Origin of the sequence: Rhizobium sp. BK275 (assembly GCF_014193555.1) — a bacterium.
Taxonomy (GTDB): Bacteria; Pseudomonadota; Alphaproteobacteria; order Rhizobiales; family Rhizobiaceae; genus Rhizobium.
In genome coordinates this window covers 1,094,963-1,108,613 of the sequence record NZ_JACHZL010000001.1, presented here as the reverse complement: position 1 = coordinate 1,108,613, position 13,651 = coordinate 1,094,963, and the positions used below count along the sequence as shown (strand labels likewise).

12 protein-coding genes are annotated in these 13,651 nt (G+C 57.8%); 7 read left to right on the top strand and 5 right to left on the bottom strand.

What is annotated here, in order from left to right; all coding sequences use genetic code 11:
- Nucleotides 1-129 precede the first annotated feature (129 nt).
- The 3 genes from FHT82_RS05070 (at nt 130) to FHT82_RS05060 (ending at nt 4,502) form a co-directional block, all read left to right on the top strand.
- Nucleotides 130-654 carry a universal stress protein gene (locus tag FHT82_RS05070; protein WP_183726884.1) on the top strand — a complete coding sequence of 175 codons (525 nt, stop codon included), beginning with the start codon at nt 130-132 and terminating at the stop codon, nt 652-654.
- Nucleotides 655-780: 126 nt separating this feature from the next.
- Nucleotides 781-3,465, top strand: a complete 2,685-nt coding sequence (locus FHT82_RS05065; RefSeq protein WP_183726882.1) for a cation-transporting P-type ATPase — start codon at nt 781-783, stop codon at nt 3,463-3,465.
- Between the two features lie 203 nt (nt 3,466-3,668).
- On the top strand, nt 3,669-4,502 hold the full coding sequence (locus tag FHT82_RS05060; RefSeq protein ID WP_183726880.1) for a universal stress protein: 834 nt from the start codon (nt 3,669-3,671) through the stop codon (nt 4,500-4,502).
- A gap of 115 nt (nt 4,503-4,617) precedes the next feature.
- Here the strand turns inward: FHT82_RS05060 and FHT82_RS05055 are convergent, their stop codons facing one another.
- The 3 genes from FHT82_RS05055 to FHT82_RS05045 form a co-directional block, all read right to left on the bottom strand.
- Nucleotides 4,618-6,519: a PAS domain-containing sensor histidine kinase gene (locus FHT82_RS05055; RefSeq protein WP_183726878.1), complete on the bottom strand. Its 1,902-nt coding sequence runs from the start codon at nt 6,517-6,519 to the stop codon at nt 4,618-4,620.
- Nucleotides 6,520-6,552: 33 nt separating this feature from the next.
- Nucleotides 6,553-7,305 (bottom strand): cyclic nucleotide-binding domain-containing protein, encoded by a 753-nt coding sequence (locus tag FHT82_RS05050; RefSeq protein WP_183726876.1) that lies wholly within the window; start codon nt 7,303-7,305, stop codon nt 6,553-6,555.
- Between the two features lie 177 nt (nt 7,306-7,482).
- Nucleotides 7,483-7,914: a hypothetical protein gene (locus FHT82_RS05045; protein WP_183726874.1), complete on the bottom strand. Its 432-nt coding sequence runs from the start codon at nt 7,912-7,914 to the stop codon at nt 7,483-7,485.
- Nucleotides 7,915-8,433: 519 nt separating this feature from the next.
- Between FHT82_RS05045 and FHT82_RS05040 the strand changes: the two genes are divergently transcribed.
- The 3 genes from FHT82_RS05040 to FHT82_RS05030 all read left to right on the top strand — a co-directional run bounded on the left by FHT82_RS05040 (nt 8,434) and on the right by FHT82_RS05030 (nt 10,376).
- Nucleotides 8,434-8,916, top strand: coding sequence for a CBS domain-containing protein (locus tag FHT82_RS05040; RefSeq protein ID WP_183726872.1), 483 nt, complete (start codon nt 8,434-8,436; stop codon nt 8,914-8,916).
- A gap of 320 nt (nt 8,917-9,236) precedes the next feature.
- Entirely contained in the window at nt 9,237-9,413 is a 177-nt protein-coding gene (locus FHT82_RS05035; RefSeq protein WP_183726870.1) for a hypothetical protein, read from the top strand.
- Between the two features lie 435 nt (nt 9,414-9,848).
- Complete coding sequence (locus FHT82_RS05030) at nt 9,849-10,376, top strand: Hsp20/alpha crystallin family protein (RefSeq protein WP_183726868.1); 528 nt, start codon at nt 9,849-9,851, stop codon at nt 10,374-10,376.
- A 588-nt stretch (nt 10,377-10,964) separates the two neighbouring features.
- Here the strand turns inward: FHT82_RS05030 and FHT82_RS05025 are convergent.
- Together FHT82_RS05025 and FHT82_RS05020 are read right to left on the bottom strand one after the other, a co-directional pair.
- Nucleotides 10,965-11,414, bottom strand: coding sequence for a host attachment family protein (locus tag FHT82_RS05025; protein WP_183726867.1), 450 nt, complete (start codon nt 11,412-11,414; stop codon nt 10,965-10,967).
- 487 nt (nt 11,415-11,901) lie between these two features.
- Entirely contained in the window at nt 11,902-12,192 is a 291-nt protein-coding gene (locus FHT82_RS05020; protein WP_183726865.1) for a hypothetical protein, read from the bottom strand.
- A gap of 319 nt (nt 12,193-12,511) precedes the next feature.
- On the opposite strand from FHT82_RS05020, the gene FHT82_RS05015 reads away from it, so the two are divergent.
- A complete protein-coding gene (locus tag FHT82_RS05015; RefSeq protein ID WP_183727316.1) occupies nt 12,512-13,345 on the top strand; it encodes a universal stress protein in 834 nt (277 codons plus the stop codon).
- Nucleotides 13,346-13,651 lie beyond the last annotated feature (306 nt).

Below are 13,651 nucleotides of genomic sequence, written 5' to 3'. Positions count from 1 at the left end.
CTGGAAGCTCGTCATAATGGCGCTCGCGGGACGCTGCTTTGATGAAGCTCAAAGACGACCGCGCCAAAAGATAGAAGATGCTCGGCGGGACTATCGCAATCCATCGCGGCGGCGTTGAGGGGACCTGACATGTTCAAGAACATTCTCATAGCAACTGACGGCTCTGAACATTCGAAAAAAGCCGTTGAGTTAGGGGCGTCTCTTGCGGCGGGGAGTGGCGGGCAGGTCGTTCTCGTGCATGTTCTCCTCGTCGGAGAGATCGATACCGATGTACAGCGGATGATCGACGCTGAATTTCCGGGAGCAGAACCAGCCCTGGGCTCGGCCGATGACATCATGAGCACGAGGCTGGCAGCGCCGCGTTTTGATATTTCTCTTCATCGGGCGACCTCCTACCGGATTTTTCGCATCTTGGGCGATCAAATCATTGAGCAGGCCATTAAGGTCGTCAAAGCGGAAGGCGTTGATCAGGTTTCAACGCTGCTGTTGGAAGGAAATCCTGCGCAGCAAATCCTCAACTCGATCACCGACGTGCAGCCCGATGTCGTTATCTGTGGCGCTCGCGGCCTTTCCAGGTTCTCGGCGCTGCTCCTCGGCAGCGTATCCAACAAGATCGCGCAGCTTTGCCCTGTGACCTGCGTCACGGTTCGCTGATGGTGATCGCGTCGGCTCCACACAATCTGCGACGGATCCAGGTCGATCGAAAGAAGAGACCAGCATTCGATCTCAATCCGGGGCATCTTGATGCCGCGATAGCGTCGGGTGCATCAGGAGGCCCGCATGGTGAACGTTCATTTCGCCAATGGACCACTAAGGTTGCCCGAAACCCCTCACGCATTGCCGCCAGAGGCGCTGACCGCCATGCTTGGCGTGTCGGAAGAGGTGGGGCTGTCTCGTGAAGACGCTGAGAAAAGACGGCGAGCCGTTGGCTCGAACGCCATTGAAGCGCGACCTGCCGCAACGTGGTTCGCACTTCTTTTGCACCAGTTCAAGACCCCTGTGGTTTATTTGCTGGCGGGTGCAGCTGGATTAGCCTTTTATTTCAACGAGCTGGAAGAAGGCGGCGCCATCGTTGCCGTCCTTGCCGTCAATGCTGTCATCGGGTTTTATACCGAGCTCAAAGCGGTACGTTCAATCGAAGCGTTACGTGCCCTGGGAGCCCATACCGTCCGGGTACTTCGTAACCGAGTTGTCAGCCGTGTGCCGGCGGAGGATCTGGTCCCAGGTGATGTTGTGGTCATTGAAGCGGGCGAAGCGGTCTGCGCCGACCTCCGGCTGATTGAAGCTTCCAGGCTGGCCGTGGATGAGTCGACCTTGACAGGCGAATCTGTGCCTGTGGAAAAGGATGTCCAGTCCGTCTCGCAAGGCGCACGGCTTTCGGAGCGTCGGTCGATGCTGTTCAAAGGAACAACTATCACGCGAGGAAGCGGCCGAGGCGTCGTGACGGCGACGGGGCTCGCCACCGAACTCGGCAAGGTATCGCGACTGATCATGGAGGTTGACGCCGGCAACTCACCAATGGAGCGAAAGCTATCTCGTCTTTCGACACAGCTTGTCGGAGCCACACTGGTTGTCGCCTCCGTAATCGCAGCTCTTGGCCTCATCTCTGGCCAGGATGAACTCCTGGTCATTGAGGCCGCAATTGCTCTTGCGGTCGCCGCTATTCCAGAAGGACTTCCGATTGTCGCAACGCTCGCTTTGGCGAGAGGAATGTGGCGCATGGCGGAGCAGAACGCCCTAATCGAGCGCCTTTCGGCTGTGGAGACGCTCGGCGCCACGACCGTCATCCTGACGGACAAGACCGGAACGCTGACGGAAAACCGCATGACCGTCCAGCAGCTTTTGACCTCTTCTGGAGAAGTCGTGGTCAGCGCGAATCCGCCGGACAACGCACTTCTTTCGCGAGCCGGCGCCGATCAGGAACTCTCGTTGTTGTTGACGGTGGCTGTGCTGTGCAATGACGCAGATCTTGAGAATGCCGACGCCGAGGGGACAGGCGATCCAATGGAAATCGCACTTTTGCGCGCCGGTCTGTCAGCGAATATGAGCCGGTCCGACCTCCTGTTCAAATACCCGCTTCTGCGCAAACACGCCTTCAATCCCTCTACGAAGATGATGGGAACGATCCATTCCAGTCGAGATGGCATTCTCATCGCAGTCAAAGGAGCGCCGGAGCCGATTATCAATTCTGCAACCGGGGTGCTGCACGAGGGAAGCGAAATCCGGTTTGACGAAGAAACGCGTTCGAAATGGAACAATTACGTCGGACGTCTCGCCGACCACGGCCTGCGCGTGCTCGCCTGCGCTGTCAGACACCCGCCTCAAGAGCCCGATGATCCGTTTCATGAACTGGTCCTGGTCGGCCTGATCGGCCTTCAGGATCCTGCTCGTGCAGACGTACCGGAAGCGATCCGAGACTGCCAGAATGCCGGAATACGGGTGGTCATGGTGACCGGCGATCATGTTGCAACGGCCAGAAGCATTGGTCGCGCCGTAGGCCTCGACACATCTGAAGGCAATGTGGTTGAGGGGCGAGAACTCCACGAGATGCTGAGAACAGGGACACCTGCTCTACGCGATGTCGGCATCTTTGCTCGGGTCGATCCCTCTGAAAAGCTCACTCTCGTGCGAGCCTATCAGAATGCCGGCGATATCGTGGCGATGACGGGGGATGGCGTCAATGACGCTCCAGCCTTGCGGCAGGCCGATATCGGCGTTTCGATGGGACTGCGCGGCACAGACGTCGCCCGCGAAGCGGCGGCAATGATCCTCCTTGACGACAAATTTTCGACGATCGTCAAGGCAATCCGTGAAGGCCGCATTATCTTTGCCAATATTCGCCGGCTTGTCGCCTATCTACTATCGTGCAATCTCAGTGAACTGATGGTGATCGGTCTGGCAGTTGCCGGATCTCTGCCACTGCCTTTGCTGCCGCTGCAGATTCTCTATCTGAACCTCGTGACCGACGTGTTTCCGGCCTTCGCGCTCGCGATGGGCGAAGGAGAGCACCGAGTGCTCAACAGACCGCCCCGCGATCCGAAGGAGGCTATTCTTGGCCGCACCCAATGGCGCGCAGTCATCCTCCACGCGATGGCGCTGAGCGCCGCCACCTTTGCAGCTCTCGGCATAGGAAAATGGCTAGGCTTCGATCAACGCGCAAGCGTGACCGTGACATTCCTAACCCTTGCCTTTGCTCAACTATGGCATGTCTTCAACTTGCGCAGTCGTGGAACGAGCATTTTTGTCAATGAGATGACCGGGAACCGTTGGCTCTGGTCTGCCATTGGCCTTTGCACCCTATTATTGGCTCTCCCCCCTTATGTGGGTCCGGCAGCTCACCTACTGCAACTCGTCCCGCCAACTGCTCAGATGTGGCTTGTCGTCCTGTTTTCCAGCACCGCGCCGCTGATCGCGACACAGATCGTCATGCTCGCACGATCCGGAACGAGACCCAATCGCTCCTGAGCTGGCAGGCCGTATTTCCGGGTCGAGCTCATGCTGAACGGCATTGTGAGCTTGGCCCTGTCAATGGGCAACTGCGCGCGCTTCCAGCGCTCCGTATTGCTCCCATGGTCACACATAACCGGCGTCCGCGCATGCGTTAGATCAATGCGGACAACGAAGAGAAATAGATATTATACTGCGAAAGATGGAGAGGTGGAGAAGACATGACACCACAGTATTTTCTTCCGCTGGCGACGTATCCCGATCCGAGTTCGGGATTGATCATTTCGAATGCCATCGCGTTCGCCGAGTTCTGCGGCGCAAATCTTCACGTCTGCGCCCAAAGAATTGAGATTCCGCACATCCCCGACGCCTGGTCGTCGCTGCTGCTCGATACGCCGAAGATGATCGAGCAAGCCGAAAGTTTGAGCCGTGACCGTGCTGCAACGCTGATCGCCGCGGCGGAAAATCTGAGCGCAGGCACGGAAATTAAGGTGTTTACTCGAATGTTGAAGACTGCTTTGCCTTCGCTGCACGAAACAGCGGCCACGCAAGCACGTTTCTTCGATCTCGCAACCCTCGAATGTATCGCCAGTATTCCGGACACCCGCATCGTCGCTGAAGCCGTCATATTCGGCTCAGGCCGACCGGCCGTCATTTTTCCCAATAGGACTGTCGCCGGCAAGATCGATCATCTGGTGATTGCATGGGACGGGAGCCGCGCAGCCGCTCGCGCCGTCAGCGATGCGAACCAGCTCATCCGGATGGCCCGGACCGTATCGGTCCTGTCGGTCACTGGCGAAAAATCGCTTACAGCCGACAGCGGAACGCACCTTGCTGAAATCTTGAGGTCGAGTGGCATCAATGCCAAGGCAACGCTTGCCCAAGGTAGCGGGTCATCCATCGGCCAGAGCATCCAGCAGGCCGCGCTGGATCTGAGCGGCGATTTTTTGGTCATGGGAGCATTCGGGCATTCTCGATTGCGAGACTTTGTCTTGGGCGGAGCAACCGGTGGGGTCTTGGACGAACCGGCCTTGCCAGTTCTCATGTCCCATTGACGAACGGGAGGATAGGTTTCCCTATCCGACCCTTTGCGGCTCAGGCGGAAAATTGCCGTTGCACCGGAAGTCTTAGCCGATCTTCACCGAGCCTTCGCCGATGCTCACCATGAGATTAATCAAGCAATTCGCGCAGACGGATCGCAAGTTCGCGGGCCGTGTAGGGCTTCTTCAGCAAGCTTGTAGCGAGGGAAAGCTCGCGGCCGGCGATCGTCGGCTCGGCATAACCAGATGTGAAAAGGATCTTGATACCCGGCTTCAGCGTCCGCACGATATCCGCCAACTCGTCGCCGGTCATGCCGCCGGGCATGACGATATCGGTGAACAGCAGCGCGACATCAGGATAATTCTCAAGCCGGTCCAGTGCCTCGTGACCGTTTGCCGCTTCTACGACTTCGTAACCGGCACTGATGAGGCGTGAAACGGCAACGCGGCGCACGCGCGCATCGTCCTCCACGACAAGGATCCTCTCAACACCGCGTGGAATGTTGGGGTGGGACCGTTCAGCCTGCGATTCCTCATCCGCGCCATCCTCTGCCACCTTGGGAACTGCCGGAACAAAGATGCGCACAGTCGTTCCCTGGCCCACCTCGCTGTAAAGCTGAATATGGCCGCCGGATTGCTTGGCGAATCCGTAGACCATCGAAAGGCCGAGCCCCGTGCCGGAACCAAGGCCCTTGGTCGTGAAGAAGGGTTCGAAGGCCCGCTGCTTGACCTCCGCCGTCATGCCGCTGCCGGTGTCCGTCACCGAGATCAGCACGTAGTCGCCAGTGCGCACCTGTGGATACATCTGCGCATAATCGGCGTCGAGCTTGACGCGCGAGATCTCGATCGAGAGCTTGCCGCCGCGCGGCATGGCATCTCGAGCGTTGAGCACAAGATTCAAAAGAGCGTTCTGTAACTGCGATCCATCAACCAGCGCACTATTGGACGAGCCAATCACGGTGGTGCGGAATTCGATCGCCTCGCCGAGCGTACGACGCAGCAGGTCGGAAAAACCGGAAATAAGCTGCCCGACCTCGACGAGTTTCGGATTGAGCGGCTGGCGCCGGCCGAAGGCGAGCAACTGGCCCGTAAGTTTCGCCCCGTCCTCCGCCGCCTCCTGCGCCTCACGCAGCAGCGGCCGCAGCCTTTCGTCGGTCAGTTTGTCCTCGATCATCTCGAGATTGCCCCTGATGACGGTAAGCAGATTGTTGAAGTCATGCGCAAGCCCGCCGGTCAGTTGGCCGATCGCTTCCATCTTCTGCGACTGGCGCAACTCCTCCTCGGTCTTGTGGCGGCTCGTGAGGTCGCGGATGAAGCCGGTGAAGATGCGTTTGCCATTGGTGACCGCCTCGCCGACGGAAAGCTCCATCGGAAAGACCGAACCATCCTTACGCTGCCCGGTCACCAGTCTGCCATAACCGATAATCCGGGGCTCGCCGGTCATGAAGTATCGGGAGAGGTGACCGTCATGGGCGTCGCGATCCGGCTGCGGCATCAGGATCTTGACGTTGCGCCCGCAGACTTCCGCGGAGGGATAACCGAAAAGCCGCTCTGCCGCAGCGCTGAAGGAGGAGATCCTGCCGGCATCGTCAATGACAATCATCGCGTCGGGAACCGTAGCCAGGATGGAGCGCAGATGTGCTTCCCTCCCCGCCAGATCATCCTGCATTCTCTTCATGCCGGTTACATCGTTGTTGATTTGGATAATCATCGCTCTTGTGCCGAGCGATGGGTTGAAGAGAGACCAGCGCGTGGCAATGAAAAGCGTTTGCCCGTTATTGTGTCGGTGCGTCACCTCCCCTTCCCACGCCCCTTGCCTTCGAACGGTTTCGCGGATTTCTTCCAAGGGTGTCGGAAACTGCGTTGCGAGAAGTTCGTGGACGACCTTTCCGACGGCCTCCTTTCGTGGCCAGCCGTAGAGAGCCTCGCAGCCACTGGTCCAGCGGTCGATTATCCCGTCGAAACCGTGAACGACCACGTTTGCCCCGTCGAACATCAGGGCAATCTGGTCAAGCTCCGTCTCAGTCGTCATCTCCTCGCCGTTCTCCCTTCATCGCTGACGCTCTCAGTGGCGCGGCCGCCTTTCACATGCAGCCAGCTTCCACCCGTCCCCCGCTGATTCGTCGTCACTTCCTGACAGTTGCACAAGCGCAGACCGCTTCACGACACGAAGTGAATGACGTCCCACAGGCGCAAGCACGCCTTTATTCGTCAGCTTCGTGATGGAACGGGAAACCGTCTCGATGGTGAGGCCGAGATAGTCGGCGATGTCCAGTCGGGTCATTGGCAGCTCGATCACGAAATCGGCCTGCCCTTCCGAGACCGCGCGAAGAAGCTCTCTTAGAAGAAAAGTGCAAATCCGCTCTTCGGCGCTCTTGCAGGACAGCAGGACCATCTGGTCCTGGGCAGCGGCCATTTCGTCGCAAAGACGGGCGAAGACCTCCGGCCGCAACTCCGACGAACTGGCGACTTCGCTATCGAATGCCTTGCGCGAGAAACGTCGTACCTTCGTGTTGGTAATGGCTTCGGCACTGTAGAGATAGTGGTCCTTCAGTGAAACGCCGACGATGTCGCCGGCGTGCAGAAATCCTGTGATGACGCGGCGGCCATCCGAGATGATCTTGAAGATGCGGAGGGTTCCTTCGACGACCTCGAAAAGGTGCTTGGCAGCGTCGCCTTCGAAAAAAAGGGACTGGCCGGCGACCAGACGCTCGACAGGTTGTCTCCTGAAGAGCTCCTGAATGCAATTCGGCTCGGAGCCAAGGAGCACCGCATTGTTGATCTGCTTGTCGTGATGAAAAGTGGCGCTCTGCAGCATCTTCGTCCCTCCGCGCTGTGGATGAGGCCAATAAAAGGGCTCAGGGTGACATGCGGATGCCGCGTGTGTAAAAGACAATGCGAATTTGTAACAGTTTGTAACAAGTGTCGGCGCAACGATGTATTGCCGTAACGACCTTCCCATCTGCCAGACGATCAGAACCGCCCGGAAAGGCAATCAAAGGCGATAGATGACGCCGTGGTCCCATCGATGACGGAACTCCTGATCGTCGAGCAGGCTCCAAGTCTCGGGTCGAAGGGTCCAAAACCGCAGATATTTGCTCTTCTCATCGATCGCCTGTCTCTCGATACATGCAAACAAGGCTGCCGCGATTTCATGTTCGTGGAGCGGGCTTATGACAATGAAGATCGCTACGTCGAACAGCGGCCCGGCAACAGGGTGCTTTTCGAGGCGAATATGGCAAAGGCCGCGAGAGTACCCCCTGGTGTCGGTCGCCACGATAAAGTTGCGCCGCTCCGAGCCGCCGCTTACACGGCGCCAGGAATCAAGTGTCAGATCAGGCATTGCCGCCTGCGCTATGACGTAAGTACGGTCAATCTGGTCTTTCCGCAGAGGGCCGATGACAAAACCGCTATTGTTAGGCGTCATCTGAGGTCTCCGTTACATTGGACTACACCCTGGCGCTTTGCCGGTGATGGACGTGACGCTCCGTTTTCGATGGTCTGAAAAATGCCGCCACCTGCCGAAGAACATCGCCAGCACCAACTGCAGCACCTCTAATGTCTTGAAGGTGATAACCCTCCCTTTTCTCATAAGGTTTTATCGGCGTGATTGAACCACATGCCGAAGCGTCTGCCTGGTTCGTCCCTTCGATCAGCCTCATCCCAGCCCGTTCGAGGCGGCCAATCTCGCTAAGATCGATATGCTCCGGAGGCTCCTTTCATTGCACCTGTGAGACTTTGCCAACAGCAGTACAAGGACGTTAGACCGACGGTGAGCCTACTGCGTTGACCCGCATCAAAGTCGGCACGCCAATCCACGGATTGCGAGGACTGGCAGGAGCGCGACGGTCGCGAAGGGCGCCATGTCATCGCACATTGAGGTATGTCAAGGCGGCCGCCGATCCGATCCGATATCCTTCATTCTCTTTTAGCTGGAGCCGTACACATGACGATCCCCGCCAAGTCGGTAATGACAACGGATTTAGTTACGGTGTCGCCTGAAACCACCGTGGCCGAAGCCGCTCGGCGCATGCTGATCCATCACGTCACCGCTGTACCGGTGGTGGATCCCGATAACCGGCCGCTTGGATTGGTCAGCGAAGGCGACGTGATGCGCCACTTCGGCGCGCAGTTTCAAAGTAAGCGAGCGCAATGGCTACGCCTGCTGGCGGAAGGCGAGACACTCGCGCCCGAGTTTCTTGCCGAAATCCGCCTCAACAAGCAGCACGTCCGCGAGATTATGCACACGACCATCATCTCCGCTGATCAGGAAACCTCTCTTGCAGAGTTGGCTGATCTGATGCTGAAACATGGGATCAAGCGCGTTCCTATCCTGCGTGACGGCGTGTTGGTTGGCATCGTCAGCCGTGCCGATGTGGTTCGGGCCGTGGTTGAAAAACTGGACGACTTGCTTGAGCCGACGGACTAGCGCCGGAAGCTGCTATAGGCAAACCTACTCGACCATCATCTCTTCTCCAGTTTTTCCTGATCACTGAGGCCGCGAGTCCTTGGCTTTACCGGTTTAGATGAGCCTGTGCGGGTCTTTTCGGCTGTTGCGCTCGATGACGCCGACAGCATTGATGCCGGTCAAATCGACAATACGTCAGATAGCGCCGGCTCTTTGAGATCGATCAACGACGCCCCCCCGCAAACGATTTAGCTCAATTTCCCAATGAGATTGCATGACGCGATTCATGCTGGTCAGCGATACGCGTCGTGACTTTAGGTGTTCTTTCGAGGGAGATTGACATGCAAATGGACCATATCGCCCGCATGCCCGCTCAGAAGGTCTATAAGGTTACCGAGCTCGCCCGCGCGCTGCATATCCGAGATGAACAGGAACAAGAGTTGAAGACGCTTTTCGGCGAATTCCTCACGAGGCAGGAATTCTTATCCAATGTGGAGCTACCACCGCGCTTTCGGTGACGGCCTGTCGACGCCGATGCTGATGAAAGCCGTTGAGCCGACAGCGGGCTGGCTTACCCAATCCGATGGCATCTCCTCGGTCACGGTCGGTTTGATGCCACAGATTGGCCCTGGACGGGCAGGATCGCCGCCGCCTCGCGCCGAATTGCGGGAAAATCGGCGGGTGTGATCGTCTCCCGCTCCAGCAGAAGGCGAGCGCCGGGAACGATGCCGGAACCGGGATGCCCGCCAAAGATGCAAAATCGCTTTCCGCTGGAGGTTGACCGCTCGGAGCCCGTTTGCCGTGTGGTCTTATTCAAACAGTTTGATGCGCGTCAATGTCGTTGTCCCATTCCATCGCTCTAATGCAATGGCTCGCTAATGAGTGAACATGGACTGCACCAGGTCCTTGGGACGCTTTGATGCAGTCTCCTTTGCCAAACGTAGGAGAAAATCATGGCTGACACAGCAACGAAGCTTCCGGTCAAGAACGAGGAAAAGTCGGCATTGCCGACCGGCAACCTCTGGTCCCCGTTTGAAGCATTTCGCTCGGAGATCGACCGCTTGTTTGACGATTTCACGCCTTTTTCGCGCCGTTCGTCCGACCGCCCATTGTTCGGGCGCGTTCTGCCGGCGCTTGGCGCCTGGCCGACGGTTCCCGCGGTCGATGTCATCGAGAGGGACGATGCGTTCGAGCTCACCGCCGAGGTGCCCGGGCTCGATGAGAAGAACATCGAGGTCAAGCTGTCCAACGGCATGCTGACGATCCGCGGCGAGAAGCAGGAAGAAAAGGAGACAAAAGAGAAAGAATATCACATCTCCGAACGCCGCTTCGGCTCATTCCAGCGCAATTTCCAACTTCCTGACGGCGTCGATGCCCAAAAAGTGGAAGCGAGCTTTGCCAAGGGCATCCTGAAGGTCAAACTGCCGAAGAGTGCCGAAGCGAAAAAGAATGAGCGGAAGATCGAGATCAAGGCCTCGTGATCCAATAGTGCCTTCGAAGGCGGCGCACAGATATCGCGCGCCGCTTTAGCCGAGGAGGCTCATCAACACGCAATCGAGCATGGTGGCACCAAAGCAGGGCACTCGGCGGCGTTCCGGAATCGATATGCTATCAACCGAGAAACGCAAACGCGCCAGCGTTGCTGTCGATCGTTTAAGAGAGCTCATCCAGCAAGGTGGCAACACCGGTAGAATCACGCGCCGGACAAGGCGCGGGCGATGAAAGTACTCACCGTCAGAAGTTGTTTGCGGCCTGCCGTTTGGCTTTATCCCACAATATCCGGCGTCGATGTCGAGACCCAAGCCGGATTCCTGAGAAATAGTCCGCTGAAACATGGCTGGAAATTCCCGCCGCCGTTTGAAACGGAGCGGGTCCGCGCCAGCACGCATTTCCAACGAGTTAGCATCTGCTCTTGTCAGATTGAAACCGGCAGCGGAGCCAGATGCAGCTCGTTCGGAAGATCCGTCAACAATCACACGACCATCTGCCGCCGACCGGCAACCTCGCCAAGCGGACAGCATCCTTATTGGCGCCCCCGACAACTCGCCGACGAGCCGTTATTCCGTTCGTCAGCGCTCTGAGACAAGGTGCCTCTGAATTTCGTCGATTGGCAGATTGACGAGGTCTTTGTCGTATTCGGCAATGACGCGCTTGCTGAGGCTTTCAGACATGGCGTGTCTCAGGTTGGCCAGCGACTTGGGAGCCGCGGCGATGACGAGTTTGCCGATAGCCCCTTCCGCGCAGATGGTCTCAAGCCGCTCTGCTACGATTGTCGAAAAACGCTGCTCCTCCAAGTCGTGAAAGTCGGTCTCATCGACGCTGCTGCGATGGCTCCCCGCCCAGGTCCGACCTGGCCGGTCCGTTCCCTGTTCATGGCTGGGCGGGTTGGCGCTCGCTTCAATGACCTGCTCGACTTCGAGCATCAGCTGATAAGCTGTCCCGATGTTGCGCAACAAAAGAGCCTTCTTTCCGTCGGCAACCAAAACACATGCGTCGTGGGGAATGATCTCGCTCTTCATTGAGCCCTCCTGCCTTTGAGTATTTTTTTATTGTAGACGTGCAGGAAAAACGCAGTTTGACCAGCGTCAAAAAGGGGACGAAGTTCGCAGCGTTTGGCTAAGGCTATGTGACGAGGCTCTTTCTGGTTACTGCCGCTTGTTCGGCTTGCTCTTTTGGGCTTCCCGTCCCTGAACCGACCAATACTGAGCGGTGATGACACCGCTCCATCCAGCTTCCCACGCCAAGCCGTTGACGAAGAGGAGCTTCGTGCGGTGACGAATGAAATGATGTTCGAGGCCGCCGCGCAACTCGAGGCCGAAAACGCAAGCTGAGGATTGCAGTCAATCTCAACCGATCCGGCCGCCGATCTTGCGCCAGTGCCTCCGCCGGGCGTGAATCTTCGAAAGACGACAGACCCCGGCGGCGCGCCGCTTAGATGCCAGCGCGTTTAGCCGAAGCCGTCGCAGCAATTGTCAGGCCGACGTGCTTCACCCCGCGCTCTTCATATCATTTGCCAGCCGCCCGCCTTGCAGCTTCATCAAACACCTGGAGCGCATATTCGCAAGTGGCGCTCATGTCGTCGCCGCAAAGCTTCAAGTTCTTGCATCCGGAGGAAACCTTCCGGGCGATCGTTTCGCGGAAGGCGGAAAGGTCGTGCGTGTCCGGGTGCTTGAGGATTTCCTGCAGGCAGGCGACGGTAATCGTTTCGTAGACCAGCAGCTTGCCCTCGATTTCTCCGATTGTCGGCACCGCGAAGCACTCGCCTCCGCGCTTGTTGTCTCGTTCAACAGTCAGCATAGCGCATCTCCCTTTGTCCGGCGATGATCGAATCCTGCATCTGCAAGCCCCTTGCTGGCTCGGCTGCCGGCAATCGCTTTCGACACGGCACAATGATCCTGTAATCTCCACCTGGCACCGCGCACCTCGATCTTCAGATGCGCGAGCGAGAGGCACTTTTGACGAAACCTGGGTTCGTCCAGCCTTCAGATGGCGATACGACATCGCTTCCTTAGTCCCACAACGATATCCGTAGTGCGGCGCGCAAACGTTGATGAAGGTCAAAGACCGTCCAGCAGAAGAGAATATTCTCATCGCATTCAGCCAAGAGGTGATCGCGATGACAATCAAGACGGTATTGAGCATTCTCAACGTCGAACATTTCGATGAAGATCTGAAGGCGGCGGCCGCATTCTGTGAGATCTACGGAGCGCATCTCAGCGCGCTCGTCATTTCAATGGGTTCAGCGGGGGCGATAAGCGAATACAATGCCATGTCGACCGTCTGGCTCGACGAACGGCAGCGCGAGATCGAGGAACTTGTAGAAGCCGCAGACAGGGTGAAAGACATACTTGGCCGCGCGGACCTGTCCTGCGATGTCGACCATGTCTATACGGAATTTGCATGGGCCGACCAGGACATAGCGGAACGGGCGCTTTACGCGGATGTCGTGCTCGTCGGTCGGCAGGCCGCCGATGACGAAGACCTTCGCAAGCGGGTCTTCGACGGCGCTCTCTTCCAAACGCCAACTCCCATCCTCATCAATCGCGGCCCGCGCGCCATCTCCTCAGCTGCAAAATCAATCCTCGTCGCGTGGGACTCCAGCAATGAAGCCTCTCGTGCGGCGCGCCAATCGCTCGAGCTTCTGAAACAGGCGGACGTGGTTTACATCACGCTGATCGACCCGGTCGCCAGCATGAGGGCGAATGGCGAGGAGCCGGGAGCCGACATTGCAGCCTACCTTGCCCGCCACGGTGTCAAAGTGCAGGTGGATCGCCTGGCCAGCGGCGGGCGGAGCGCGGACGAAGTCCTAAGGCAACACGCGGTCGATGTTGCCGCCAATCTTATCGTCATGGGCGCCTTCAGCCATCCACGCTGGCAGCAAACGCTGTTTGGCGGGGTGACCCGTAGCATGATCGAGGAGACCCGCATCCCAATTCTCATGGCGCACTGAGGCGGGCCGGAAAGAAAGTTCGATCACGGCATCGTCGCGATGGACAAGACTAAAACCACCGAATTCTACGGGGGCTGCTTTGTCGTGTGCGCCAGCGGATCGACATCGTCGTCTTAAACGAAATCGCTCCTAACACGCTGACATGGCGTGGTTGCACTGTCGCTCTTACTGACAAAGGACGGCATCGCCTAGCGACCTTGAGCACTGGGACGACAAGTTCGGCCGGTTTCTCCTCTCGGCGCATGGGAATCACGAGGCGACAAAAAAAGTTCCGCGCCCGACCTTGAAGATGTCTCATTATATAAT